19 protein-coding genes and 3 tRNA genes are annotated in these 21,510 nt (G+C 74.6%); 16 read left to right on the forward strand and 6 right to left on the reverse strand.

The window, feature by feature from the left end; genetic code table 11:
• The first annotated feature begins 2 nt into the window (after positions 1–2).
• The 8 genes from ACR80Q_RS12320 to ACR80Q_RS12355 all read left to right on the forward strand — a co-directional run bounded on the left by ACR80Q_RS12320 (position 3) and on the right by ACR80Q_RS12355 (position 4,213).
• Positions 3–539, forward strand: a complete 537-nt coding sequence (locus tag ACR80Q_RS12320) for a nucleoside deaminase (RefSeq protein ID WP_435377920.1) — start codon at positions 3–5, stop codon at positions 537–539.
• A gap of 56 nt (positions 540–595) precedes the next feature.
• Positions 596–1,288: an antibiotic biosynthesis monooxygenase gene (locus ACR80Q_RS12325; RefSeq protein WP_435377921.1), complete on the forward strand. Its 693-nt coding sequence runs from the start codon at positions 596–598 to the stop codon at positions 1,286–1,288.
• The gene (locus tag ACR80Q_RS12330; protein WP_435377922.1) at positions 1,285–1,641 is read left to right on the forward strand and encodes a metallopeptidase family protein; all 357 of its coding nucleotides are present in this window, start codon (positions 1,285–1,287) and stop codon (positions 1,639–1,641) included. The genes ACR80Q_RS12325 and ACR80Q_RS12330 overlap by 4 nt, the downstream gene beginning before the upstream one ends.
• A gap of 244 nt (positions 1,642–1,885) precedes the next feature.
• Positions 1,886–3,160: a sensor histidine kinase gene (locus tag ACR80Q_RS12335; RefSeq protein ID WP_435377923.1), complete on the forward strand. Its 1,275-nt coding sequence runs from the start codon at positions 1,886–1,888 to the stop codon at positions 3,158–3,160.
• On the forward strand, positions 3,151–3,792 hold the full coding sequence (locus ACR80Q_RS12340; RefSeq protein ID WP_435377924.1) for a response regulator transcription factor: 642 nt from the start codon (positions 3,151–3,153) through the stop codon (positions 3,790–3,792). The genes ACR80Q_RS12335 and ACR80Q_RS12340 overlap by 10 nt, the downstream gene beginning before the upstream one ends.
• A gap of 108 nt (positions 3,793–3,900) precedes the next feature.
• A tRNA-Glu gene (locus tag ACR80Q_RS12345) sits at positions 3,901–3,976 on the forward strand.
• A gap of 63 nt (positions 3,977–4,039) precedes the next feature.
• Positions 4,040–4,113: transfer RNA gene (locus tag ACR80Q_RS12350), tRNA-Asp, on the forward strand.
• 27 nt (positions 4,114–4,140) lie between these two features.
• A tRNA-Phe gene (locus ACR80Q_RS12355) sits at positions 4,141–4,213 on the forward strand.
• Between the two features lie 131 nt (positions 4,214–4,344).
• On the opposite strand, the gene ACR80Q_RS12360 is transcribed toward ACR80Q_RS12355, so the two are convergent.
• The gene (locus ACR80Q_RS12360) at positions 4,345–4,776 is read right to left on the reverse strand and encodes a hypothetical protein (RefSeq protein WP_435377925.1); all 432 of its coding nucleotides are present in this window, start codon (positions 4,774–4,776) and stop codon (positions 4,345–4,347) included.
• A 255-nt stretch (positions 4,777–5,031) separates the two neighbouring features.
• Between ACR80Q_RS12360 and acs the strand changes: the two genes are divergently transcribed.
• The 3 genes from acs to ACR80Q_RS12375 all read left to right on the forward strand — a co-directional run bounded on the left by acs (position 5,032) and on the right by ACR80Q_RS12375 (position 10,633).
• On the forward strand, positions 5,032–7,011 hold the full coding sequence (gene acs, locus ACR80Q_RS12365) for an acetate--CoA ligase (RefSeq protein ID WP_435377926.1): 1,980 nt from the start codon (positions 5,032–5,034) through the stop codon (positions 7,009–7,011).
• 150 nt (positions 7,012–7,161) lie between these two features.
• Positions 7,162–8,370, forward strand: coding sequence for an ROK family protein (locus ACR80Q_RS12370; RefSeq protein ID WP_435377927.1), 1,209 nt, complete (start codon positions 7,162–7,164; stop codon positions 8,368–8,370).
• Positions 8,371–8,461: 91 nt separating this feature from the next.
• A complete protein-coding gene (locus ACR80Q_RS12375; RefSeq protein WP_435377928.1) occupies positions 8,462–10,633 on the forward strand; it encodes a PQQ-dependent sugar dehydrogenase in 2,172 nt (723 codons plus the stop codon).
• A gap of 142 nt (positions 10,634–10,775) precedes the next feature.
• On the opposite strand, the gene ACR80Q_RS12380 is transcribed toward ACR80Q_RS12375, so the two are convergent.
• Positions 10,776–11,981 (reverse strand): MFS transporter, encoded by a 1,206-nt coding sequence (locus ACR80Q_RS12380; protein ID WP_435377929.1) that lies wholly within the window; start codon positions 11,979–11,981, stop codon positions 10,776–10,778.
• Positions 11,982–12,211: 230 nt separating this feature from the next.
• On the opposite strand from ACR80Q_RS12380, the gene ACR80Q_RS12385 reads away from it, so the two are divergent.
• Both ACR80Q_RS12385 and ACR80Q_RS12390 read left to right on the forward strand, forming a co-directional pair.
• On the forward strand, positions 12,212–13,018 hold the full coding sequence (locus ACR80Q_RS12385) for a hypothetical protein (protein WP_435377930.1): 807 nt from the start codon (positions 12,212–12,214) through the stop codon (positions 13,016–13,018).
• A 41-nt stretch (positions 13,019–13,059) separates the two neighbouring features.
• A complete protein-coding gene (locus ACR80Q_RS12390) occupies positions 13,060–13,872 on the forward strand; it encodes a L,D-transpeptidase (RefSeq protein ID WP_435377931.1) in 813 nt (270 codons plus the stop codon).
• Positions 13,873–13,887: 15 nt separating this feature from the next.
• Here the strand turns inward: ACR80Q_RS12390 and ACR80Q_RS12395 are convergent, their stop codons facing one another.
• Both ACR80Q_RS12395 and ACR80Q_RS12400 read right to left on the reverse strand, forming a co-directional pair.
• Positions 13,888–15,294, reverse strand: a complete 1,407-nt coding sequence (locus ACR80Q_RS12395) for a sensor histidine kinase (protein ID WP_435377932.1) — start codon at positions 15,292–15,294, stop codon at positions 13,888–13,890.
• 64 nt (positions 15,295–15,358) lie between these two features.
• Positions 15,359–16,024, reverse strand: coding sequence for a response regulator transcription factor (locus tag ACR80Q_RS12400; RefSeq protein WP_435377933.1), 666 nt, complete (start codon positions 16,022–16,024; stop codon positions 15,359–15,361).
• A 233-nt stretch (positions 16,025–16,257) separates the two neighbouring features.
• On the opposite strand from ACR80Q_RS12400, the gene ACR80Q_RS12405 reads away from it, so the two are divergent.
• Together ACR80Q_RS12405 and ACR80Q_RS12410 are read left to right on the forward strand one after the other, a co-directional pair.
• Positions 16,258–17,058: a PepSY domain-containing protein gene (locus ACR80Q_RS12405; protein WP_435377934.1), complete on the forward strand. Its 801-nt coding sequence runs from the start codon at positions 16,258–16,260 to the stop codon at positions 17,056–17,058.
• 78 nt (positions 17,059–17,136) lie between these two features.
• On the forward strand, positions 17,137–18,276 hold the full coding sequence (locus ACR80Q_RS12410) for an NAD(P)/FAD-dependent oxidoreductase (RefSeq protein ID WP_435377935.1): 1,140 nt from the start codon (positions 17,137–17,139) through the stop codon (positions 18,274–18,276).
• Positions 18,277–18,301: 25 nt separating this feature from the next.
• Here ACR80Q_RS12410 and ligD read toward each other — a convergent pair whose 3' ends face one another.
• A complete protein-coding gene (ligD, locus tag ACR80Q_RS12415; RefSeq protein WP_435377936.1) occupies positions 18,302–19,180 on the reverse strand; it encodes a non-homologous end-joining DNA ligase in 879 nt (292 codons plus the stop codon).
• Entirely contained in the window at positions 19,177–20,136 is a 960-nt protein-coding gene (locus tag ACR80Q_RS12420; RefSeq protein WP_435377937.1) for an ATP dependent DNA ligase, read from the reverse strand. Before ACR80Q_RS12420 ends, ligD begins: the two co-directional genes overlap by 4 nt.
• Positions 20,137–20,262: 126 nt before the next feature.
• Here ACR80Q_RS12420 and ku point away from each other — a divergent pair, with 126 nt between their 5' ends.
• The gene (ku, locus tag ACR80Q_RS12425; RefSeq protein WP_435377938.1) at positions 20,263–21,507 is read left to right on the forward strand and encodes a non-homologous end joining protein Ku; all 1,245 of its coding nucleotides are present in this window, start codon (positions 20,263–20,265) and stop codon (positions 21,505–21,507) included.
• The last annotated feature ends 3 nt before the right edge of the window (positions 21,508–21,510 follow it).

Raw genomic sequence — 21,510 nt, forward strand, 5'->3', positions numbered from 1 at the left:
ACATGACGAGCGACCCGTACCTGACGACCGTCCCGGGCGCCATGACGACAGAACCCCCGGCGGGCACCCACGCCCTGCTCGCCCGCGCGGTGGAGCTCGGGGTGGCGTCGGTCGGCCAGGGCGGCGGGCCGTTCGGCGCGGTCGTGGCCAGGCTGCAGGACGGAGTCCTGGTCCCGGTCGCCGAGGGCGCCAACCAGGTCACGACCGCCAACGACCCCACCGCGCACGCCGAGGTGGTCGCGCTCCGGGCCGCCGGCGCCGCGCTGGGCACGTTCGACCTGTCGGGCTGCGTCATGCTCGCCAGCTGCGAGCCCTGCCCGATGTGCCTGACCGCGGGCCTCTGGGCGCGGGTGGACTCGATGTGGTTCGCCGCCTCCCGCGAGGACGCCGCGACCGCCGGGTTCGACGACCTCGCGTTCTACGACGCGATGGCCCAGCCCCGCGAGCACTGGTCGGTACCCGTCCGCTCCGTCGACCTCCCCGAGCGGACCGCCCCCTTCGACGAGTGGTCCCGCACCGCCGGCCGCGTCGAGTACTGACCGCCCCCCCGGAGGCCGGGTCCGGGTGGCGCGGCGGGCCTGCCACGCTTGAGCCCGTGAGCAACGAACCCGCGACCGCCGCGCCGGAGTCGGTCACCGTCACCGTCACCCGTCGGGCGCTGCCCGGGCGGGGGGCGGAGATGGCCGCCTGGGTGCAGGCCGGGCAACGCCTCGCCTCCGGCTTCCCCGGCTTCCTGGGCGCGGGGCACGTGAGACCGGGCGCCGACAGCACGGACTGGCACATGCTCTACCGGTTCTCCGACGAGGCGTCCCTCGCCGCCTGGCAGTCCTCGGGCGAGCGCGAGTGGTGGATCGCCTCGGCGCTCGGCATCGTCTCGGAGACCCGCGTCGAGAAGCGGACCGGGATCGAGGGCTGGTTCGACGAGCCCCGCGGTCGAGTCATCAGCAACCGGGCCCCGGCCGGGCCGCCGCGCTGGAAGCAGGCCATCGTCATCTTCGCGGCGTTCCTGCCCACGAACCTGCTGGCCCAGGCGTTGCTGCTGCCGTTCGTCGGGGACTGGCCGTTGGTCCTCCGGGTGCTCGCCCTCACCGCGGTCCTGATCCCGGTGATGACCTACCTCGTGCTGCCGTTCGTCACCCGGCGGCTGCAGTGGTGGCTCGAGGGACGTCGGGCGCCGTGGCGACGACGTCCCCGCACCGACGGTCGCCCGCCGGCGAACGGCCGTCCCCCGGCCGACGGTCGCCCGCCGACGAACCCGCCCACCTCGGCCGACGGGACCGGGTCGTGACCGTCGAGCTGAGCCTCGAGGAGTTCGAGGCCGCCGTCTCCGACGCCCTCGACCAGGTGCCCCCCGAGCTGGCCGGGCTGATGGACAACGTGGTCGTGCTGGTCGAGGAGCGCCCACCGGACAACGAGCCCCAGGACCTGCTCGGCCTCTACGAGGGCACGCCGCTGACCGAGCGGGACGGCTGGTACGCCGGCGTCCTGCCCGACCGCATCTCGATCTTCCGGGGTCCGATCCTCGACATGTGCTCCTCGCGGGAGGAGGTCGTCGAGGAGGTGCTCGTCACCGTGGTCCACGAGATCGCCCACCACTTCGGCATCGAGGACGACCGCCTGCACGAGCTCGGCTGGGGGTGACTCCCTGACCGGCGTCCGGGTTCAGCCGCGCCCTCGCGGGTATGTCGTTCGCATGAGTCCCATGAGGGTGAGGCCGCTGGGCGGCGCTCCCGGCTGCCTGGCCATGATCCTGCTGTCCGTCGTCGCCTCCGTCGTGCTCACCGTCGGGCTGAACCTGCTGCTCTGACCCGGGGGCACGCCCTACCCTCCGGTCGTGGGTGCACAGGCCCGACGGCACCCGACCCCTCGGGACAGGCTGCTGCTCATGACCACCACCGTCGTCCGCCGGCTCGGCCGGGACACCCTGTACGTCGTGGCCGGCCTGCCCCTGGCCGTCCTGTCCTTCAGCCTGGTGGTGACCGGTCTGGCGGCGTCGCTGGGTCTGCTCATCACCCTGCTCGGCATCCCGCTCGCCGTGGGGACGCTGCTCATGGCCCGCGGCTTCGCGGTGGTCGAGCGGGCCCGGCTCCAGCTGCTCGACGGCCGACCCCTGCTCCCTGCCGGGCACCGTCGGCCGGGCCGAGGAGGCTGGCGGGGCCTGCTCGCCCGGCTCAAGGACCCGCAGTCGTGGCTCGACGTCCTCCACGCCGTCGTCGGGTTCCCCGTCGCGGTGCTGACGTCCGTCGTGGCCGTCACCTGGTGGGCCGTGACGCTGGGCGGGCTGACCTACTGGTTCTGGCAGACGTTCCTGCCCGACGACGGCGACGACGGCCTGGCTCGGCTGCTCGGCTGGGAGCAGCCGTGGGCGGACTCCGTGCTGAACCTGGCCGTCGGCCTGCTGTTCGCCCTCACCCTCGTGCCGGTGCTGCGGGGGTGCGCCGCGCTCCAGGCGGGTCTGGCCCGGTTGCTGGTGGCCAACCCCCAGCTGGCGTCGTTGCGCCAGGAGGTCGACGCTCTGACCGTGAGCCGGGCCGCAGTCGTCGAGGCCGGCACCAGCACGCTGCGCCGGCTCGAGCGGGACCTGCACGACGGGCCGCAGCAGCGCCTGGTGCGCCTGCAGATGGACCTCGCCACCGTCCGCCGACGTCTGGCCGACGACCCCTCGGTGGCCGACGACCTGGTCGGCGAGGCCGAGCAGCAGGTCACCGAGACGCTGCAGGAGCTGAGGGCGCTGTCACGCGGCATCGCCCCGCCCGTGCTCAGCGACCGCGGCCTGCCGTCGGCGCTGGCCTCGCTCGCCGGCCGGTGCACCGTCCAGGTCGGCCTCGACGTGGCCCTGCCGGACGTCGAGCGCCTGCCCGAGCCCGTCGAGGAGACCGCCTACTTCGTGGTGGCCGAGTCCCTGACCAACGTGGCCAAGCACAGCGCCGCCCGCTCGTGCCGGGTGAGCGTCCGTCGCGAGCACGACCCCCTGGCCGGGGGCGGCGGCGAGGTCGTCGTGGTGGAGGTCGCGGACGACGGGCGGGGCGGGGCCCACCCGGCCAAGGGGCACGGCCTGGCCGGGCTGGTCGACCGCGTCGCCGGCGTCGACGGCCGCCTCGAGGTGGACAGCCCCGACGGCGGTCCGACCCGGGTCGTGGCGGTGCTGCCGTGCGGGTAGTGCTGGCCGAGGACTCGATGCTCCTGCGCGAGGGCCTGGTCCGGCTGCTCCAGGAGGCCGGGTGCGAGGTCGTGGCGGCCGTGGGCGACGCACCGGACCTGGTGACGGCCGTGGTCCAGCACCGCCCCGACGTGGCCGTGGTCGACGTCCGGATGCCGCCGACGTTCACCGACGACGGGTTGCGCGCTGCCGTCCAGGCGCGACGCCAGGTCCCCGGGACAGCGGTCCTCGTGCTGTCGCAGTACGTGGAGCAGGCCTACGCCGAAGAGCTCCTGGCCTCGGGCGAGGGCGGCGTCGGCTACCTCCTCAAGGACCGGGTGGCCCGCCTGGAGCAGCTGGTCGACGCCCTGGAGCGGGTCCGGGCGGGCGGCACCGTCCTGGACCCCGAGGTCGTCGCCCAGCTCTTCGCCCGCCGTCGACGCGACCCTCTGGACTCCCTGACCCCCCGGGAGCGGGAGGTGCTGGCCCTGATGGCCGAGGGCCGGTCCAACCCCGCCATCGCCGCGCGACTCGTGGTGGGCGAGGGCGCCGTCGAGAAGCACGTCGGGTCCATCTTCACCAAGCTCGACCTGCCGCCCTCGGGGTCGGACTCACGCCGGGTGCTGGCCGTGCTCGCCTGGCTGCGGACGTGACCGCCGGCGGGGGTGACCCCGGTCGCCCGCGGTCCAGGTGGAGCACCGGTTTGGAGCGGAGGGCCCGCAGCACCTATGCTCGAACCGCTCACGACGGAAACGTCCCGCGCCCCTATCGTCTAGCGGCCTAGGACGCCGCCCTTTCAAGGCGGTAGCACGGGTTCGAATCCCGTTGGGGGTACCAGCACCACCCGCTCGACCGAAGGGCCCTGACAAGCCCGGCACGGCAGGACCAGCACCACAGCAAGGCCCCGTAGCGCAGTTGGTTAGCGCGCCGCCCTGTCACGGCGGAGGTCGCCGGTTCGAGCCCGGTCGGGGTCGCTCGGGTGGGTAGGAACACCGCCCATCGGCCAGATAGCTCAGTTGGTAGAGCGTCCGACTGAAAATCGGAAGGTCGGCGGTTCGACCCCGCCTCTGGCCACACCCCTGACCAGCACGGACACCGCGAGGAAGCGGTGAGGGTGCACAGGCGGCACGACCTGTGAGCGACCTCACGACCGGCCGGCAGAGTCGGGCCTCCCCGAGGCGGCGTCGACCGTGGACCTGCCCAGGTCAGGGCGAGGCGGGCGCCGACGGCCACGCACAGGTGACCCTGGCAGTGCCTGCAGGGGTGATCAGCCCCTCGCCATCACCTTCCGGCTGCACACCGCCGTCCCAGTCGTTGTAGACGAAGCAGGTGAACCCGGAGGTCCTCAGCGCCTTCTTCGGCAGGTGCCAGTCGCCGTCCTCCTGGAAGAGGGGATCGCGGTCTTCTGCAGGGATGACGGCCGGGATACCGCGGAAGTGGCAGGTGTAGCTGACGACGGCTCCGCCCTCGTCCCGTTGGACACTGACGCGCGCGGCCCACAGGTCCATGCCCGTGGGGTTGACGTACGCACCCCAACGACAACCGGCGTCCCCGGCGTCGACGACATGGTCCGCGCTGGCCGGCGCCATCACCAGGAGCGGGGTAGCGAGCACGACAGCGGCGGCGGCGAGCGACATACGACGCATGGTGAACCTCCTGTGCAGGTCGGACAGGCGGGCGCCGGCCCGTGATGCCACCTTCCCGCAGGGGATCGGGGCCCGATGCCGGTATCACAGCAATCGCACCGGTATGTGACGCCCTGTGACTACCTCGCCTCCTGCGCGGGACCGGAGCCCGCGTGGCCCCTGACACCGGTCCTGCCTGCGCGTGATGTCCGGTGCCGAGGTGGGTGTTCGAGGCGAGGCCCTCCTGCCCGCCTACGCTCGTCGTCGATGGTCCACGACTCCCGCCGCTTCCCGCCGCCCGCCGACCTGGCCGCCCGCGCGAACGTCACCCCCGAGCACCTGGCCGCGCTGCCGGGCGACCCCGAGGCCTTCTGGGAGCAGCAGGCCCACCGCATCCCCTGGCGCGAGCCGTGGCGCGGGGTCCACGCCTGGGTCCCGCCGGACGCCGCCGACCCCACCACCCCACGAGCGACCTGGTTCGCCGGGGGCCGGTTGAACGCGGCCGAGGTGTGCGTCGACCAGCACGTGGCCGCGGGCCGGGGCGAGCACCCGGCGCTGCTGTTCGCCGGCGAGCGCGGCGACCACGAGACGGTGACCTACGCCGGGCTGCAGCGCAGGGTCGCGCAGGCGGCGCACGCCCTGCAGGCGCTGGGCGTCGGCCCGGGCGACCGCGTGGTCGTCTACCTGCCCGTCCTGGTCGAGACCGTCGTGGTCGCGCTGGCCTGCGCGCGCATCGGCGCGGTGCACTCCCTGGTGTTCGGCGGCTTCTCGGCCGAGGCGCTGCGGTTCCGGGTCCAGGACACCGGCGCCTGCCTGGTCGTGACCACCGACGGGCAGTACCGCCGGGGGGCGGCGGTCCCCGTGAAGCACACGGTCGACGAGGCCGTCGCCGGGCTCGACCACGTCGCCCACGTGCTGGTCGTCCGCCGCACCGGGGACGAGACCCCGGACGTGCCGTGGACCGGCGGCCGGGACGTGTGGTGGCACGACGTGGTCGGCACCGCCCCGACCGAGCACACCGCCCCCGCCCTGGACGCCGAGCACCCGCTGTTCATCACGTACACCTCCGGCACCACCGGACGCCCCAAGGGCGTCGTCCACACCACGGGCGGCTACCTCGTCCAGGCCAGCTGGACGCACTGGTCGGTGTTCGACGCCAAGCCGGACGACGTCTGGTGGTGCACGGCCGACCTGGCCTGGGTCACCGCCCACACCTACGTCCTGTACGGCCCGCTGAGCAACGGCGTCACGGTCGTGCTGGCCGAGGGCTCACCCGACCACCCGAGCCCGACCCGGCACCCCGAGACCATCGACCGGCTCGGCGTCACCGTGTACTACACGGCCCCCACGCTCGTGCGGTCCTTCATGGCGCGCTTCCCGGAGGGCTTCGGCCCCGACCACGACCTGGGCAGCGTCCGGCTGCTGGGCAGCGTCGGCGAGGCCATCAACCCGGAGGCGTACGTCTGGCTGCACCGCCACGTCGGCGGTGGCCGGGCGCCGGTGGTCGACACCTGGTGGCAGTCGGAGTCCGGGGCCGCCGTGGTGTCCACCCTGCCGGGCGTGCACCCCGGCGTGCCCGGGGCGGCCGGTGTCGCCCTGCCCGGGCAGGCGGTCCAGGTCGTCGACGACGAGGGTCGCGACGTGGCCGCCGGCACCAGCGGCCTGCTGACGGTGCGGGGCCGGTGGCCCGCGATGGCGCGCACCGTGTGGGGCGACCACGCGCGGTACCGGGACGCGTACTGGAGCCGGTTCGCCGAGCAGGGTCTGTTCCTGGCCGGTGACGGGGCCGTGATGGACGCCGACGGCTACGTCCGCATCCAGGGCCGGGTCGACGACGTGGTCAACGTGTCCGGGCACCGGCTGTCGACCATCGAGATCGAGTCGGCGCTGGTCGAGCACCCGCTCGTCGCCGAGGCCGGCGCGGTGGGCGTGGACGACCCGATGACCGGGCAGCAGGTCGCGGTGTTCGTGGTGCCGACCACCCGACCGGACGAGGACGACCCGCAGGCCTGGCGGGCCGCGGCCGACGCCGTCCGCGCCGAGCTGGTGGCGCACGTGGCCCGCACCATCGGCCCGGTGGCGAAGCCCGCCCACGTCGTCCTGGTGCCCGACCTGCCCAAGACCCGGTCGGGCAAGATCATGCGGCGCCTGCTCGGCGACGTGCTGCTCGACCGGCCGCTGGGGGACACCACGTCGCTGCAGGACGAGACCGTGGTGCCGGCGATCGAGGCCGTCGTCCGCGGCTGAGCCGGGACCGGTGGGCCGAGCCGGCCCACCGGCGGCTCCACCCCGACGGTGCCTCCACCCCGACGGAGCCACCGACGGAGCCACCGACGGCGCCACCGACCGCACGAGCCGCACGGGCGCCCGAGCACCCCCCGTGCGACGCTGCTCGGCATGGCCCTCCCCCTGGCCGGACGCGCCGAGAACGCGATCCAGGCGACCCTGCTCCGGCTGCTGCGCGACGAGGGGACGATGTCCAGGGTCGACCTGACCCACCGGCTGCAGGTGTCCCGGACCACCGTGGCCGCCGAGGTGGGCCGGCTGCTCGAGCTGGAGCTGGCCGTCGACGCGGGCCCGGCCGCGTCGCGCGGGGGACGCCGGTCGACGCTGGTGGGCGTCCACCCCGGCCTGCGGTTCGTGGGGATCGACGTGCGGGCCACCACCCTGGACGTCGCCGTCACCGACGGACGGCTCGCGGTCCTGGCCCGCCGCTCCGAGGCGATCGACGTGCGCCGGGGTCCGGAGGAGGTGCTCGCCCGGGCGCTGGAGCTGACCCGGTTGCTCATGGCCGAGCAGGGGGTGACGCGGCCCAGCGGGGTGGGTGTCGGGGTCCCCGGGCCGGTCGACTTCCACTCCGGGGTGCCGGTGGCCCCGCCGCTGATGCCGGGCTGGGACGGCTACCCGGTGAGGGACGCCCTCTCCCGTGAGCTCGGCTGCCCCGTGGCGCTGGACAACGACGTCAACCTGATGGCGCTGGGTGAGCAGCAGGGCGGTGTGGCCCGGGGCGCCCGCGACTTCCTCTTCGTCAAGGTGGGCACGGGTATCGGCTGCGGCATCGTCGTCGACGGCCACCTGTACCGGGGTGCGGACGGCTGCGCCGGCGACATCGGGCACATCCGGGTGCGGGACGACGGCGGTCCCGCCTGCGCGTGCGGTGGGACGGGCTGCCTGGAGGCGGTGTTCGGGGGCGCGGCCCTGGCCCGTGAGGCGGTGGCGACCGCCCGGGCCGGCGGCTCCCCCGCCCTCGCGGCGGTCCTGGACGCCACCGGGGTGCTCACGGCGGCGGACGTCGGCCGCGCGGCCGTTCACGGCGACCCGGCCTCGATCGCGATGGTCAAGCAGGGCGGGCACGACCTGGGTGTGGTGCTGGCCCACCTGGTGTCGTTCTTCAACCCCCGGCTGCTCGTCATCGGCGGCGGGGTCTCGCAGCTGGGCCACGCGCTGCTCGCCGAGGTGCGCACCGTCGTCTACCGCCGCCCGCCGCCGCTGGCCACGGGCAACCTGCCGGTGGTCCTGACGGAGCTGGGCGACCTGGCGGGCCTCACCGGGGCGGTCCAGCTCGTGAGCGACCAGGTGTTCAGCCCGGGGGCGTCGACCCGCTAGCGCACTTCTGTCAGGAATTTGACCACTTTCGCAACTATTGCGTAGTTTCGGCATTCCCCCTGACAGTCGACGTTGACTAGAGGAGACACCCATGACAGCACCTCGAACCCTGGTGGGCGGTGCCGTGCTCGCAACCGCGGCGCTCGCGCTCACGGGGATGTCGGCTCCCACCGGCACCCCAGCGACGGCGGCCGTCCCGGCCGCCACGATCGACGCCCCGGTCCCCCCGGACTCGGCCTTCGACAAGGTCACCATCGACCGCACGCCCGGTGAGCCGATCGACCTGGCCGTCCTGCCGGACAACCGCGTCCTGCACACCACCCGCGACGGGCAGGTGCGCCTGCACGACCCCGAGACGCGCCTCACCACCCTCGCGGCACAGGTCCCCGTGTACCTCCACGACGAGGAGGGGCTGCAGAGCGTGGCCGTCGACCCGGACTTCGAGGAGAACCACTGGGTCTACCTGTACTACTCCCCGGAGCTCGACACCCCGGCCGACGACCCGGCCACGCCCGGCATCAACGAGGGCGACGCCCCGCTGACCGGCACCCCGGAGGACTTCGCGCCCTTCGAGGGCTACATCCAGCTGTCCCGCTTCAAGCTGGTGGGCGACGAGATCGACCTCGAGACCGAGGAGCAGATCATGCGGGTGCCGGGCACCCGGGGCATCTGCTGCCACGTCGGCGGCGACATCGTGTTCGACGACGACGGCAACCTGTACCTGTCGACCGGTGACGACACCAACCCGTTCGAGTCCGACGGGTTCATCCCGATCGACGAGCGGCCCGGGCGCAACCCGGCCTTCGACGCCCAGCGCACGTCGCTGAACACCAACGACCTGCGCGGCAAGGTGCTCCGCATCACGCCCACCGACGGCGGCGGCTACACGATCCCCGAGGGCAACATGTTCGCCCCCGGCACCGCGCTGACCAAGCCCGAGATCTACGTCATGGGCCTGCGCAACCCGTTCCGGATCGAGCTGGACCGGGCCACCGGACAGCTGTTCATCGGCGACTACTCCCCCGATGCGCGCACCGCGGACCCCGAGCGCGGCCCCGCCGGCATCGGCCGCTGGATGGCCGTCGAGGAGCCGGCCAACTACGGCTGGCCGACCTGCGTCAGCTCGACGCTGGGCTACGTCGACTACGACTTCGCCACCGAGACCTCCGGCGAGCCGTTCGACTGCCAGAACCCCACGAACACCTCGATCCACAACACCGGGCTCACCGAGCTGCCTCCCATCACCGACGCCGAGGTCGAGTACCAGTTCGGCGACAGCGCGGAGTTCCCGGAGCTGGGCCGCGGCGGCATCGGCCCGATGGCCGGCCCGGTGTACGACGGCGAGGCCACCCTCAAGCGCGACCGCACCCAGGGTCGCCCCCCGGTGGCGTGGCCCGCCGCGTTCGCCGGCAAGCCGCTGTTCGGCGAGTGGACCCGCGACTACATCAAGATGTTCACGCTGTCCGAGGACGGCGACGAGGTCACCGCGATCGACGACGTCCTCGACAGCCTCGTCTTCGACAACCCGATGGACATGGAGTTCGGCCCCGACGGCGCGCTCTACGTCCTCGAGTACGGCGACGGGTACTTCGCCCAGAACCCCGACGCCCAGCTGTCCCGGTACGACTACGTGGGCACCGGTCCCAACAGCAACCGCAGCCCCGTGGTGGCCGTCGAGGCCGACGTCGTCACCGGCGACTCGCCCCTGACCGTGCAGTTCGACGGCAGCGGCACCACCGACCCCGACGGCGACCGCCTCCGCTACGCGTGGGACTTCGACTCCGACGGCACGGTCGACAGCCGCGAGATGTCCCCCACGCACACCTACGACGCCGACGGCCGGTACCGGGCGACGCTCGTGGTCACCGACTCCGGCGGGCGCAACCGCGGCAAGACCGCGTCGGCGTACGTCGACATCGCGGTCGGCGGGCAGGCGCCCGAGGTCGTCTTCGTCACCCCGGTCGAGGGGGACACGTTCGAGTTCGGCGACACCGTCCACTTCCAGGTCGAGGTGACCGACGACCAGCCGGTGGACTGCAACCGCGTCCAGGTGACCTACATCGTGGGTCACGACCAGCACGGTCACCCGATCACCACCGCGTCCGGCTGCACCGGCAGCATCACCACGTCCGTCCCCGAGGGTCACGACCCCGAGACGGACGAGATGAGCGGTGTGTTCGTCGCCAGCTACACCGACGAGGGCTCCGAGGGCATCCCGCCGCAGACCGGCACCGCCCAGGTCCGGCTCGTCCCCGTCGGCTGACCCCGGCACCAGCACCGCAGCACCAGCACCGCAGCACCACCGGCGCCCGTCCCGCCGACCGTCCTCACGGTCGGCGGGGCGGGCGCCCTGCTGCGCCGGGCGACCGGCGACGTCGGCCGAGCGGGCGTGGTCGCGGTACGCCTCAGACGGCCGGAGCCGGCGCCGACCGGTCCGTGCGCGCGTGCACCAGCCCCATCGGAGCCGCCACGAGCACGAGGACCGCGCAGGCCAGGAGGGCGGTGGGGATGCCGACCGGTTCCGCCGACCCGCCCGCGTGCCAGGCGGCCAGGGCGCCGACCGCGACGGCACCCACCGCGGTCCCGCCGTCGAAGGACAGGTTCCAGACCGCGCTGGCCGTCGGGGTGTCGACGGGCTCCACCCGGGCGAAAGCGGCGACGAGGGTGAGGTTCTGGACGGCCCCGTAGCCGACCCCGCTCAGAGCGGCGCCCGCGAGAAGCACCCAGTCGCGGTCGACGGCCAGGCCCAGCCCCACGCCCGCCAGGCCGAGGGCGCAGACGACCGCGGAGGCGGGCAGCAACCTCACGGTGCCCACCCGGTCCGCGAGGAGCCCGGCCCGCCAGCGGAACAGCGCACTGGTCGCGCCGAACAGCAGCAGGCCCGCCGGCGCGAGCAGGCCGAGCGGTCGCTCGATCGGCAGGAACGTGACCAGCCCGCTGCCGGCCAGCGTGACCACGAGCAGGAGCAGGCTGGGCACCGCGACGGCGAGGACCGCCTGGACGTGCCGCGGGGCCGGGCCGGCCGGGACGACCTCACGGTCCTGCTGCCGGGCCATCCGCAGGGCGTAGGGCACGGCGAGCACGGGCAGCGTCGCGAGCAGGGCGACGGGCCAGAACCCGACGAGCTGCGCCACCGCGACCGCACCGGGCACCACCACGACGCCGGTGAGGCCGATGGCGAGGCCGTAGATGCCTGCTGCCTCGCCGTGGCGGCCTCGCGGGGCGAGCGTGAACGTCAGGGTCGACCCGACGACGGTGAGCACGGCGAACCCCGTGCCCCGCACGGCGCTGACCAGCAGCAGGGGGGTCAGGTCGGACGTCAGGGCCAGCAGCGGGGACGGCAGGCCGAGGGCGAGCAGGCCGGCGGCCAGGCTCCGTCCGCTGCCGAACCGGCGGACCATGGCCGGCACGGCCGTCTGGGTGGCCACCGTGGTGGTGAGCATGGCCGTGGTAACCAGCCCCGCCTGGGTCAGCGACGCCCCACCCTGGGCCGCCCACCAGGGCAGCGCCGCCAGGGTCGCGGCGAAGCCGACGAAGCCCAGCAGCGTGACCGCCACCAGCTGCCGGATACCGGCGAGCCGCCACAGCGACACGTCCGTCGTGCTCCCCACGGGGCTGCTCCTCATGCTCGTCCGTCGTGCCGACCCAGCGGGTCGGCCGGTCCCCTCGTGCCCCCAGCGGGCCGGTCCCGACGCCGGATCGGTGACGAGTAGGCGACATCTGCCGGGTTCCCGTATCGCGAGGACGGAACGCCTGGTAAGAATCGGTCATGCCCACCACTGGTGGGTGCGGGGGGCACCGAGGACGGTACCTCCCTGGAGTCTCGCCCCGAGGACGGACCATGGCCGCTCGCCGCCCGCTCACCCCCTTCGTCGCCACCCTCGCGGTCGCCGCGCTCAGCGTGGGAGGGGTCCTCGTCGGCACCGCCCCCGTCAGCGCGGCCCCCGCCCGGTCCGCGGAGTGCACCGCCGCGCTCGACGCCCTGGAGGACGAGTTCGGAGACGTCGTCTTCGACTTCGACGAGGAGCTGAGCGAGGAGCTCCAGGCCCAGGTCGACGCACTGTTCGTCGCCTACGAGGACGAGGTCGTCCCCCTCTACGAGCAGCTCGGTCTGGACTACTTCGAGGTCGACATCGAGGCCGCGTACGAGGTCCTGGACGCAGCGGAGGAGGAGTTCGAGACCGCTGCGGCGGCGCGCGACGCGGCGCAGTCCGTCCTCGACGACGCCGATGAGGAGCTCAGGCTCGCGGAAGCGGCCCTGCTGGAGGCCACCACCGGCGGGGACCCCGACGAGATCACTGCGGCGGAGGCGGCGCGCGACCTCGCGGCCGAGGCCCAGGTGGCGGCGGCGGGAGAGTTCGCCCCGGCGGACGCGGCGGCCGACGCGGCCGAGGACGTGCTCACCGAGGTCGAGACGGTCGTCGAGGCCATCGAGGTCCTGGACATCGAGTTCTGGGACGCTCTCGACGAGCTCCTCCCCTACGTCGACGAGCTCGACATCGAGCGTCTGCTCGAGCTGCTCACCGCGTTCGCGCTCGAGTGCAACGACGACGGTGAGGGCAGCGGCTCCGGCTCCGGCTCCGACAGCGGCTCCGGCAAGGCGCCCGTCGCCACGCCCGTCGCGGCCCGCGCGTCCTTCACGGGCTGAGCACCATCGACCGACGCACCGACCGCGGGCGGGGGAGCATCGTGCTCCCCCGCCCGCGGCGTCGCGCCCTGGCCACGGCGTGCCTCGTCGTCGCCCTGGCCGGGCTCACCGGCTGCGGGGACCGGGGGTCGACATCCGCGGCCTCGTCCGCCTCGTCCGCGGCCTCCGTCGCGGCCGAGCCGACCGTGGTCCCCTCGACCCGGGAGCGGCCGAGCCTGCCCTCCCGGCCGAGCGCCCGCCCCGGCCGTGAGGCCCTCGACCCCGACGAGGGGTACGTCCTCACCGCCACCGTCGACGCGGTCGAGGTGCACGACTCCCCCGGCGGGGACGTGGTGCACGAGCTGCCCAACCCCCGCGAGACGGGCGCTCCGCTGACGTTCCTGCTCGCCGGCGACCCCGGCCGCGGCTGGTACGAGGTGATGGTGCCGGTCCGCCCCAACGGGACGACCGGTTTCGTCCGCGCCCAGGACGTCGACCTCGCCCGGGTGCCGTACCGGCTGGTGATGTCCACCGCCGACAACGAGCTGACGCTGTACGACGGCGAGGAGGCGCTGCGGTCGATGCCCGCGGCCAGCGGCACCGGTGACACCCCCACCCCGCTGGGCCTGTTCTACCTGACCGAGCTGCTCGAGCCGACCAACGCCGGGTACGGCCCCTACGCCTACGGGCTGTCGGGGTTCTCGGAGGTGCTGACCAGCTTCGGCGGCGGCCCGGGGCAGATCGGCCTGCACGGCACCGAGGACGCCGGCAGCGTCGGGCAGGCCGTGAGCCACGGCTGCATCCGGCTGTCCGACGAGGACATCACCTACCTCGCCGAGCTGCTCCCGCTCGGCACGCCGGTCGAGATCGTCTGAGCGGGGACGCCCGCCTCACCCGGCCTCGGCGGCCGCCAGGCGGACCACCACCCGGGTGCCCGGCCAGGTCGGGTCGATGCTCACGGTGCCGCCCTGCGCCTCGGTGAGCGAGAGGACCACGGCGAGGCCCAGGCCGGACGTCCGTCGCGCGCCGCCGGGTCGGGTGGTGACGAACGGCTCGAAGACCCGCGGCAGGACGTCGGGGTCGATGCCGGGGCCGTCGTCCTCCACCACGAAGCGCACCCAGGCGCCCGGTGCGTCCACCCGGACGCGGACCGCGGTCCCCGCCGGGGTGTGGGTGCGGGCGTTGAGCACGAGGTTGAGCAGGGTCTGGGCGAGGCGGTCCTCGTCACCGATCAGCACCACGGGCGGGGCCTCCCCCAGGTCCACGTCCGCGAGCCCCAGCCCGGCCAGCCGCTGCGACAGCGCCTCGATGACGTCGGGGGCGAACACCGGCTCACGCTGCACGTCGCCGACCTCGTCGCCGCGGGTGACGGCGGTCAGGTCCTCGACGATCCGGCCCAGCCGCAGCAGCTCGCGCTGGAGCACCGCGGCCGTCTCGCGCGCGGCGTCGGCATCCCCGGGCCCGAACGCCTGGAACATCTCCAGGTGGCCGCGCGCCACGGCGAGCGGCGTCCGCAGCTCGTGCGAGACCGCGGACAGCAGCTCGCCCCGCTCGGTCTCCGCCCGCTCGAGCCGGTCGACCATGTCGTTGAACTCGTGGGCCAGGGTGCCGACCTCGTCCATCCGCTCGGGCTCGGGCACCCGGGTGTGGGTCCCCCGTCCCAGCCCCCGCGAGGCCTCGGCCAGGTCGGCCACCGGGCGCAGCGCCCGGCCGACGGCCAGGAACAGCAGCACCCCACCGACCAGCAGGCCTGCCCCGCCCGCCAGCGCGATGCTCAGCAGGGCGTCGCCCGCCGCGGCGCGTCCCTCGGCCAGCGACCCGTAGACCCGGACCACCCCGAGCTCCGTGCCGTCGTCGGCGACCACGGGCGAGGACAGCACCCGGACGGGGCCCTCGGCCGTGCTCACGCTCACCACCGAGGCGCTCGTGCCGTCGGGCAGGGTCTCCGTGTCCCGCAGCGCCCGGAGCGGCTCCGGTCCGGCCTGGGTGACGAACCGTTCCCCGCCCACGTCCACGGCGGTCAGGTGCCGCTCGCTGCCGGGGTTCGTGGTGAGGAACCGTCGGGCGGCGCGCTGGAGCTCCACGGGGGAGGAGACGCCGTCGATGCCGGCCGCGGCCGCGATCTCCTCCGGCAGGGCCCGCTGGGCCGCCTCCAGCTCCACCAGCAGCGTCGTGTCGACGTCGGCCCGCTCGGCGACCTGGATCAGCCGCCAGGTGACCAGCGCGACGACCGCGAGGGTCACCACCATGACCACGACGGCGATGGCCGCGACCCGGACCTGCAACCGGTCCCTCACCGCGGCGCCCTGCTCATCGGGGTGCCCTGCTCATCGGGGGGCCCTGCTCATCGGGGGGCCCTGCTCATCGGGCGCGACCGACGAGCCGGTAGCCGGCCCCGCGGACCGTCTCGATGTGGGCCGCACCGATCTTGCGTCGCAGGTGGCCGACGTAGACCTCGACGACGTTCGAGGCCCCCTCGAAGTCGTAGCCCCACACCTGGTCCAGCAGCTGGGCCTGCGACAGCACCTGGTCGGGGTGGCGCAGCAGCACCTCCAGCAACGAGAACTCCCGCGTCGACAGGCTCACCTGGCCGTCCCCGACCCGGACCTGCCGGGTCCGGACGTCCAGGGTCAGGTCCCCCACGCTGAGCAGCGTCGCGGTCGGCTGGTCGGGCTGTCGGAGCCGGGCACGGACCCGGGCCAGCAGCTCGCTGAAGCTGAACGGCTTGACCACGTAGTCGTCCGCCCCGGCCTCGAGGTTGGCGACCCGGTCGCTCACGGCGTCCTTGGCGGTGAGCACGACCACCGGCAGCGCCGGGCGGAGCTGGCGCAGCCGGACGAGCACCTGCTCCCCGCTGAGACCGGGCAGCCCCAGGTCGAGCACGACCAGCTGGACGTCCGGCTCCTGCGCCTGCTCCAGGCCGTCCCAGCCGTCGGCCGCCGTCATCACGCTGAAGCCCGCCGCCTCCAGGCCCTGCTTGACGAACGCGGTGATCCCGGGCTCGTCCTCGACGATCAGCACGGCCACGAGGACCACCCTCCGACTAGCGCTCCACCCCGGTGACGGGGTCCGCGCCGGCGGTCGCCCGCGCGCCGGACATGATCCTCCTGTGCGCCTGACCCGGGGATGAGAGCAGGATGGCGGCACGCTCAGCAACCTGAGGGTTCCGTCAGGAACGGCTCAGGGTCGGTTCATCGGTGGGCAGCAGGCTTCTCGTCCAGAGCAGGGGCCGCCGGTCCCTCCGAGCGAAGGAGAGTCCCATGCGAGCAGCACCTGTCATCATCGCCGCCGCCGTCGCCGGCGTGGCCGCGGTCGGCGTCGCCGCCGCCGTCGCCTCGGACGGTGACGAGGTCCGTCAGGTCGAGGCCGTCAGCGTCGGGGCCGTCACGGTCGACGCCTCGGACCCCTCCCCCGCCGGCGGGGCCTCGGACGACCCGGCTCCTTCCACCTCCCCGAGCACCGACGACCCCACCGGCCGGGCCACCGACGACTCGACCGACGCGCGGACGTCACGTCAGGTCGAGGGTCTCGACGAGCTGCGGGGCGTGCTCACCCGCGACGAGGACGACGACCTGGACGACGACGACCGGGACGACGACGACCGGGAGGACTTCGAGGTGGCCGGGGTGGACCTGGAGCTCGGCCCCGACGGCTGGCTGCTCGGCGCCGGGCCCGTCGCCGACTTCGACGGCGACGGCACGACGGCGCCGGTGCTGCAGGAGCTCGAGGGCCTCCTCGGCCAGGAGGTCGTCGTGCTGGGCCGGTTCGACGACGACGGCGACGACATCGAGGTCTACGAGCTGCAGGGCCTGACGTTCCGCGACAGCGCGGGCGGTCCGGCGCCGTGGCAGAGCGGCGACGAGGCCGACGCCCTGACCCGGGACCAGGTCGCGCAGGCCGCGCTCGACGCGGTCGGCGCCGGCAGCCGGCTGGACTCCGTCGACCGCGAGGACGACGGGGGCGCGACGTGGGAGGTCGAGGTCTACGACGCGCAGGGCCGCGAGCAGCGGGTCCTGCTCGACGCGGCCGGCGCGGTGCTGGACATCCGCCCGGAGGACTGACCGGCGCCGCACCCCCGCAGCCGGGGCGTGGGGCCGGGCCACCTCGCCGGTGACCGCCGCCGGACCCACACTGGGCCGGTGGGCGCTCGGCAGTGGGACGTGGTGGTGGTCGGGGCCGGCCCGGCCGGCTCGGCGGCGGCCCTGTCGGCGCTGCGGGTGGACCCCGGGGCCCGGGTCCTGCTCCTGGACCGCTCGGTCTTCCCGCGGGACAAGCCGTGCGGGGACGGGATCGCGCCCCACGCCCTGGACGTGCTGGCCGACCTCGGACTGGCGGGGCTGGTGGACGACCACCGGCCGGTCTCGCGCCTGCACCTCGAGGTGGACGGCGGCGGCCGCACCAGCGGGACGACCAGCCGCCCCGCCCGCGTCGTCCCCCGGGCCGTGCTCGACGACCGGATCCGGGCCGGCGCGCTGGCCGCGGGCGCGGTGCCCGCACGACGGCGGGTCCGGACCGTCCGCGTCGAGCCCGACGGGGTCGTCCTGGACGCCGACCACGACCCGCTGCACGCCCGTGTCGTCGTCGCGGCGGACGGCGCCGGCTCGGTGCTGCGCCGGGCCCTCGGCCTGGCGCCCAACGGGCCCGGCCACGTCGCGCTGGCGCTGCGCGGCTACGCGCCCGTCCGGCCCGACCTGGCCGACGAGCAGCGGATCGTGTTCGCCGACGACGACCGGCCCGCCTACGCCTGGTCGTTCCCCGTCGGCGACGGCCGCGCCAACGTGGGCTACGGGGAGCTGCTCCGCGGCGACCGCACCCCGACGCGGGAGCACCTGATGTCCCGGCTGGAGGACCTGCTGCCCGGTGCGGCCGCGGGCGGCGCGGCGTGGCGCGGGCACCACCTGCCGCTGTCCTCGCGGCGTCCGCGCCAGCCCGACGGTCCGGTGCTCCTGGTCGGCGACGCGCTGTCGCTGATCAACCCGATGACCGGCGAGGGCATCTACTACGCGGTGCTGTCAGGCGCGTGCGCGGGGGCCGCCGCGGTCGCGCCCGACCCCGGACGCGCCTACCGGCGGATGCTGCAGCAGCGCCTCGGGCGCCACCTGCGGCACACCACCGCCGCGGCGGCCCTGTCGGCCCGGCTGCCGGTGGTCCCGGCCGGGGTGGCGGCGGCCGCCGCGGACCCCCAGGTCTTCGACGACCTGGTCGAGCTCGGGCTGGGTCGGGGGCTGCTGACCCCACGGACGCTGCTGGGCACCGTGGGCGCCCTGCTGGGTCGCTGACCTCTCACCACGCCGACGCGTCGGATCAGCCGGCCATGTGGTCCCCGTCGGTCTCGACCCGCTCCAGCACCTCGGCCGGCGACAGCTGGCGCAGGTCGTCGCCGACCTCGTCCCAGGTGCGCGGCGCCGCCACCCGCGGCTGCTCGCGGCCCCGCAGCGAGTACGGCGTCACGGTGGTCTTGGCCAGGTGGTTCTGGGACCAGTCGACGAGCACCTTGCCGCGGCGCAGCACCTTCTTCATGTCGGAGACGACCAGGCGGCGGTGGTCGCGGGCCAGGCCCTCCGCGAGCGCCTTCGCGTACTCCCGGGTGCGGCCCAGCTCCCCGTCCGCACCGGCGGGCCAGGGGGCGTACAGCTGCATCCCCTTGCTGCCGGAGGTGACGGGGACGGTCTGCAGGCCGTCGTCCCCCAGCCGCTCGGCGACGAGGTGGGCCACCGCGGCGCACTCGGCCAGGCCCGCACCCTCCCCCGGGTCCAGGTCGACGACGAGCCGGTCCACGCCCCGGAAGCCGCCACGCGGGCCGACCGTCCACTGCGGCGTGTGCAGCTCCAGCGCGGACAGGTTGGCCGACCACACCAGGCCGGCGACGTCGTCCAGGAACGGGAACTCGACCTCGGTGGACGACGGGTCCTCGGGCTCGGCGTGCAGCTGCTGGCGGCGGACCCAGGACGGCGCCCCCGACGGGACGTTCTTCTCCACGAAGGACGGCGCCCCGACGCCCCGCGGGAACCGCACCCGGCTGACCGGTCGGTCCCGCAGCTGCGGGAGCAGGACGTGGGCGATCCGGGCGTAGTAGTCCACCACCTCGGCCTTGGTGGTCCCCGTCGCCGGGAACAGCACCCGGTCCAGGTGCGTGAGACGGACCTTGCGGCCCCCCACGTCGACCGTCTGCTCCTCGCTCACGCGTCCTCCCACGGGTCGGGCTGCGCGTCCTCGCGCACCCCGAGGACGACCGGGTGCCGGAGCCGGCCGGACCCGGTCCGCTCGCGGTAGGCCACCTCGACCGCGACCACCGGCCCGCACCAGCGGACACCACGCCGGTCGAGGGCCAGCACCTCATCGACGAAGGGCGGCGCGTCCAGGGACACCGCCCCGAGCCGCTCGGCGAGCCCGGCCCCCGACCGCGCCGTGATGCCGCTGCCGGCCCGTCCCAGGAACCGGAGGTCACCGGCGGCGTCGGGGGCCCCCACCAGCAACGAGGCGGCCTGCGCCGAGCGGCCCTCGGCCGGACGCCAGCCGCCCACCAGGACGGTCCGCCGGCGGCGGTGGGCGTGCTTGCGCCAGTCCGGCGACCGCACCCCCGGCCGGTAGGGCGAGTCGAGCCGTTTGGCCACCACCCCCTCCAGGCCCTGCTGCCGGGTGGCCGCCAGCAGGGCCTCGCCGTCGGCGAACGGCTCGGACCGCAGGGCGCAGCCGGGCAGGTCCAGCCCGGCGAGCATCTGGCGACGGGCGTGCAGGGGCTCCCGGTAGACGTCGGTCCCGGCCAGCACGGGGACGTCGAACACCACCGCTCGCACCGTGCCGGAGGGGTCGCCGGAGGCCAACGCCGCGAAGTCGGGCCGCCCGCCGACCATGCTGACCACCTCCGCGTCCAGGACGGTGCCGTCGGCCACGACGTCCAGCAGGTCGGCCAGGGCGGGGAACCGCGCCGTCAGGTCCAGCCCGGTCCGGGAGTCGAGGCGCAGCACGCTCGCCGCGCCCCGCCCTGTGCCGGCCCACCCCACGCCGGCCCGCGCCGCGCCGGCCCGTACGAGCACCCGGTAGCCGTCCCACTTGACCTCGTGGCTCCACGCCGGGCCCGACGGCAGCTCGTCCGCGGCCACCGCCACGGGCAGCATGGGGGTCACCTCGGTCGTCACGACGTCAGGTTCCCACCCCCGGCGCACCCGTACCGCCTGTCGAGGCCGAGGTCCGGGGCACCCGACACGAACAGGCGCCGGTGGTCGGAGGGTGGCGCCGCGGCGCCCGGCGCGCCACCCTGGACCATGCGTGCGATGTGGAAGGGCGCCGTGGCCTTCGGCCTGGTCAACGTCCCGGTCAAGCTGTACACGGCCACCAGCCAGCACGACGTCTCCCTGCACATGGTGCACCGGGAGGACGGCGGGCGGATCCGGTACCGCAAGACCTGCACGGTGGACGGCGAGGAGGTCCCGGCCGACGAGATCGCCCGCGCCCACACCACCGACGACGGCCAGATGGTGGTGATCGACGACGACGACCTGGACTCTCTGCCGGTCAGCAGCAGCCAGGAGATCGAGGTCCAGGAGTTCGTGCCGGCCGAGCAGGTCGACCCGATCATGTTCGACAAGACCTACTACCTGGAGCCCGAGGCCCGCGCCGCCAAGCCGTACGCGCTGCTGCGCGAGGCCCTGCGGGAGACCGACCGGATGGCCGTGGTCACCATCACGGTGCGCCGGCGCGAGTCCATGGCGGTGCTGCGGGTGCGTGACGACGTCATCGTGCTGCAGACCCTGCTGTGGCCGGACGAGGTCCGCGCCGCGGACTTCGAGGTGCTGCAGGGCGAGGTCGACGTGCGTCCGCAGGAGCTGGCGATGGCGTCGTCGCTGGTGGAGTCGATGGCCTCGGACTTCGACCCCGACCAGTACAGCGACGGCTACACCGAGGCCCTCAAGGAGCTGATCGCGGCCAAGGCCGAGGACGGCGACGCCCGCCCCGCCCCGGTCGACCGGAGCGGGGACGACGGCGACGCGCAGATCGTCGACCTGATGGCCGCGTTGCGGGCCTCGGTCGAGCGGACCGGGACGGCGCGGCGCGGCGCGACCGGCGGCGCCTCCTCCGTCGTGGACGAGGGCACGGACGAGGACGACGCGGCGTCGGACGCCGGGTCCGGGTCCGCATCCGGGAAGACGTCCGGCACCGCGGAGAGCTCGAGGCCCGCGGCCAAGAGGACGACGGCCAGGAAGGCGACGGCCAAGGGGTCGGCCGCCGACAAGACCCCGGCCGGGAAGACGGCGGCCCCGAGCAGGTCGACGGCGAAGAAGACGACCGCCGCCAAGACGACCGCCAAGAAGACGACCGCCAAGAAGACGACCGCCACCAGGACGACCGCGGCGCCCAAGAGGTCGACGGCGGCGAGGTCGGCCGCGGCACCCGCGAAGAAGGCCACGAGCGCGAAGAGGGCTACGCCGGCCACGAAGACCACGGCCAGGAAGTCGGCCGCCACGAAGACGACGGCCTCCCGCTCCCCGGCCAAGCGCGAAGCGAGCTGACGA

The sequence above is a fragment of the Aquipuribacter aurantiacus genome (assembly GCF_051216895.1).
In the GTDB taxonomy this organism is placed as follows: domain Bacteria; phylum Actinomycetota; class Actinomycetes; order Actinomycetales; family JBBAYJ01; genus Aquipuribacter.

Excerpts from the sequence above, each read along its gene's own strand:
- ACR80Q_RS12320 (WP_435377920.1), top strand. The coding sequence starts at position 3 with ATGACGAGCGACCCGTACCTGACGACCGTCCCGGGCGCCATGACGACA.
- ACR80Q_RS12335 (WP_435377923.1), top strand. The coding sequence starts at position 1,886 with ATGACCACCACCGTCGTCCGCCGGCTCGGCCGGGACACCCTGTACGTC.
- ACR80Q_RS12360 (WP_435377925.1), bottom strand. The coding sequence starts at position 4,776 with ATGTCGCTCGCCGCCGCCGCTGTCGTGCTCGCTACCCCGCTCCTGGTG.
- acs (WP_435377926.1), top strand. The coding sequence starts at position 5,032 with ATGGTCCACGACTCCCGCCGCTTCCCGCCGCCCGCCGACCTGGCCGCC.
- ACR80Q_RS12370 (WP_435377927.1), top strand. The coding sequence starts at position 7,162 with ATGGCCCTCCCCCTGGCCGGACGCGCCGAGAACGCGATCCAGGCGACC.
- ACR80Q_RS12375 (WP_435377928.1), top strand. The coding sequence starts at position 8,462 with ATGACAGCACCTCGAACCCTGGTGGGCGGTGCCGTGCTCGCAACCGCG.
- ACR80Q_RS12385 (WP_435377930.1), top strand. The coding sequence starts at position 12,212 with ATGGCCGCTCGCCGCCCGCTCACCCCCTTCGTCGCCACCCTCGCGGTC.
- ACR80Q_RS12405 (WP_435377934.1), top strand. The coding sequence starts at position 16,258 with ATGCGAGCAGCACCTGTCATCATCGCCGCCGCCGTCGCCGGCGTGGCC.
- ku (WP_435377938.1), top strand. The coding sequence starts at position 20,263 with ATGCGTGCGATGTGGAAGGGCGCCGTGGCCTTCGGCCTGGTCAACGTC.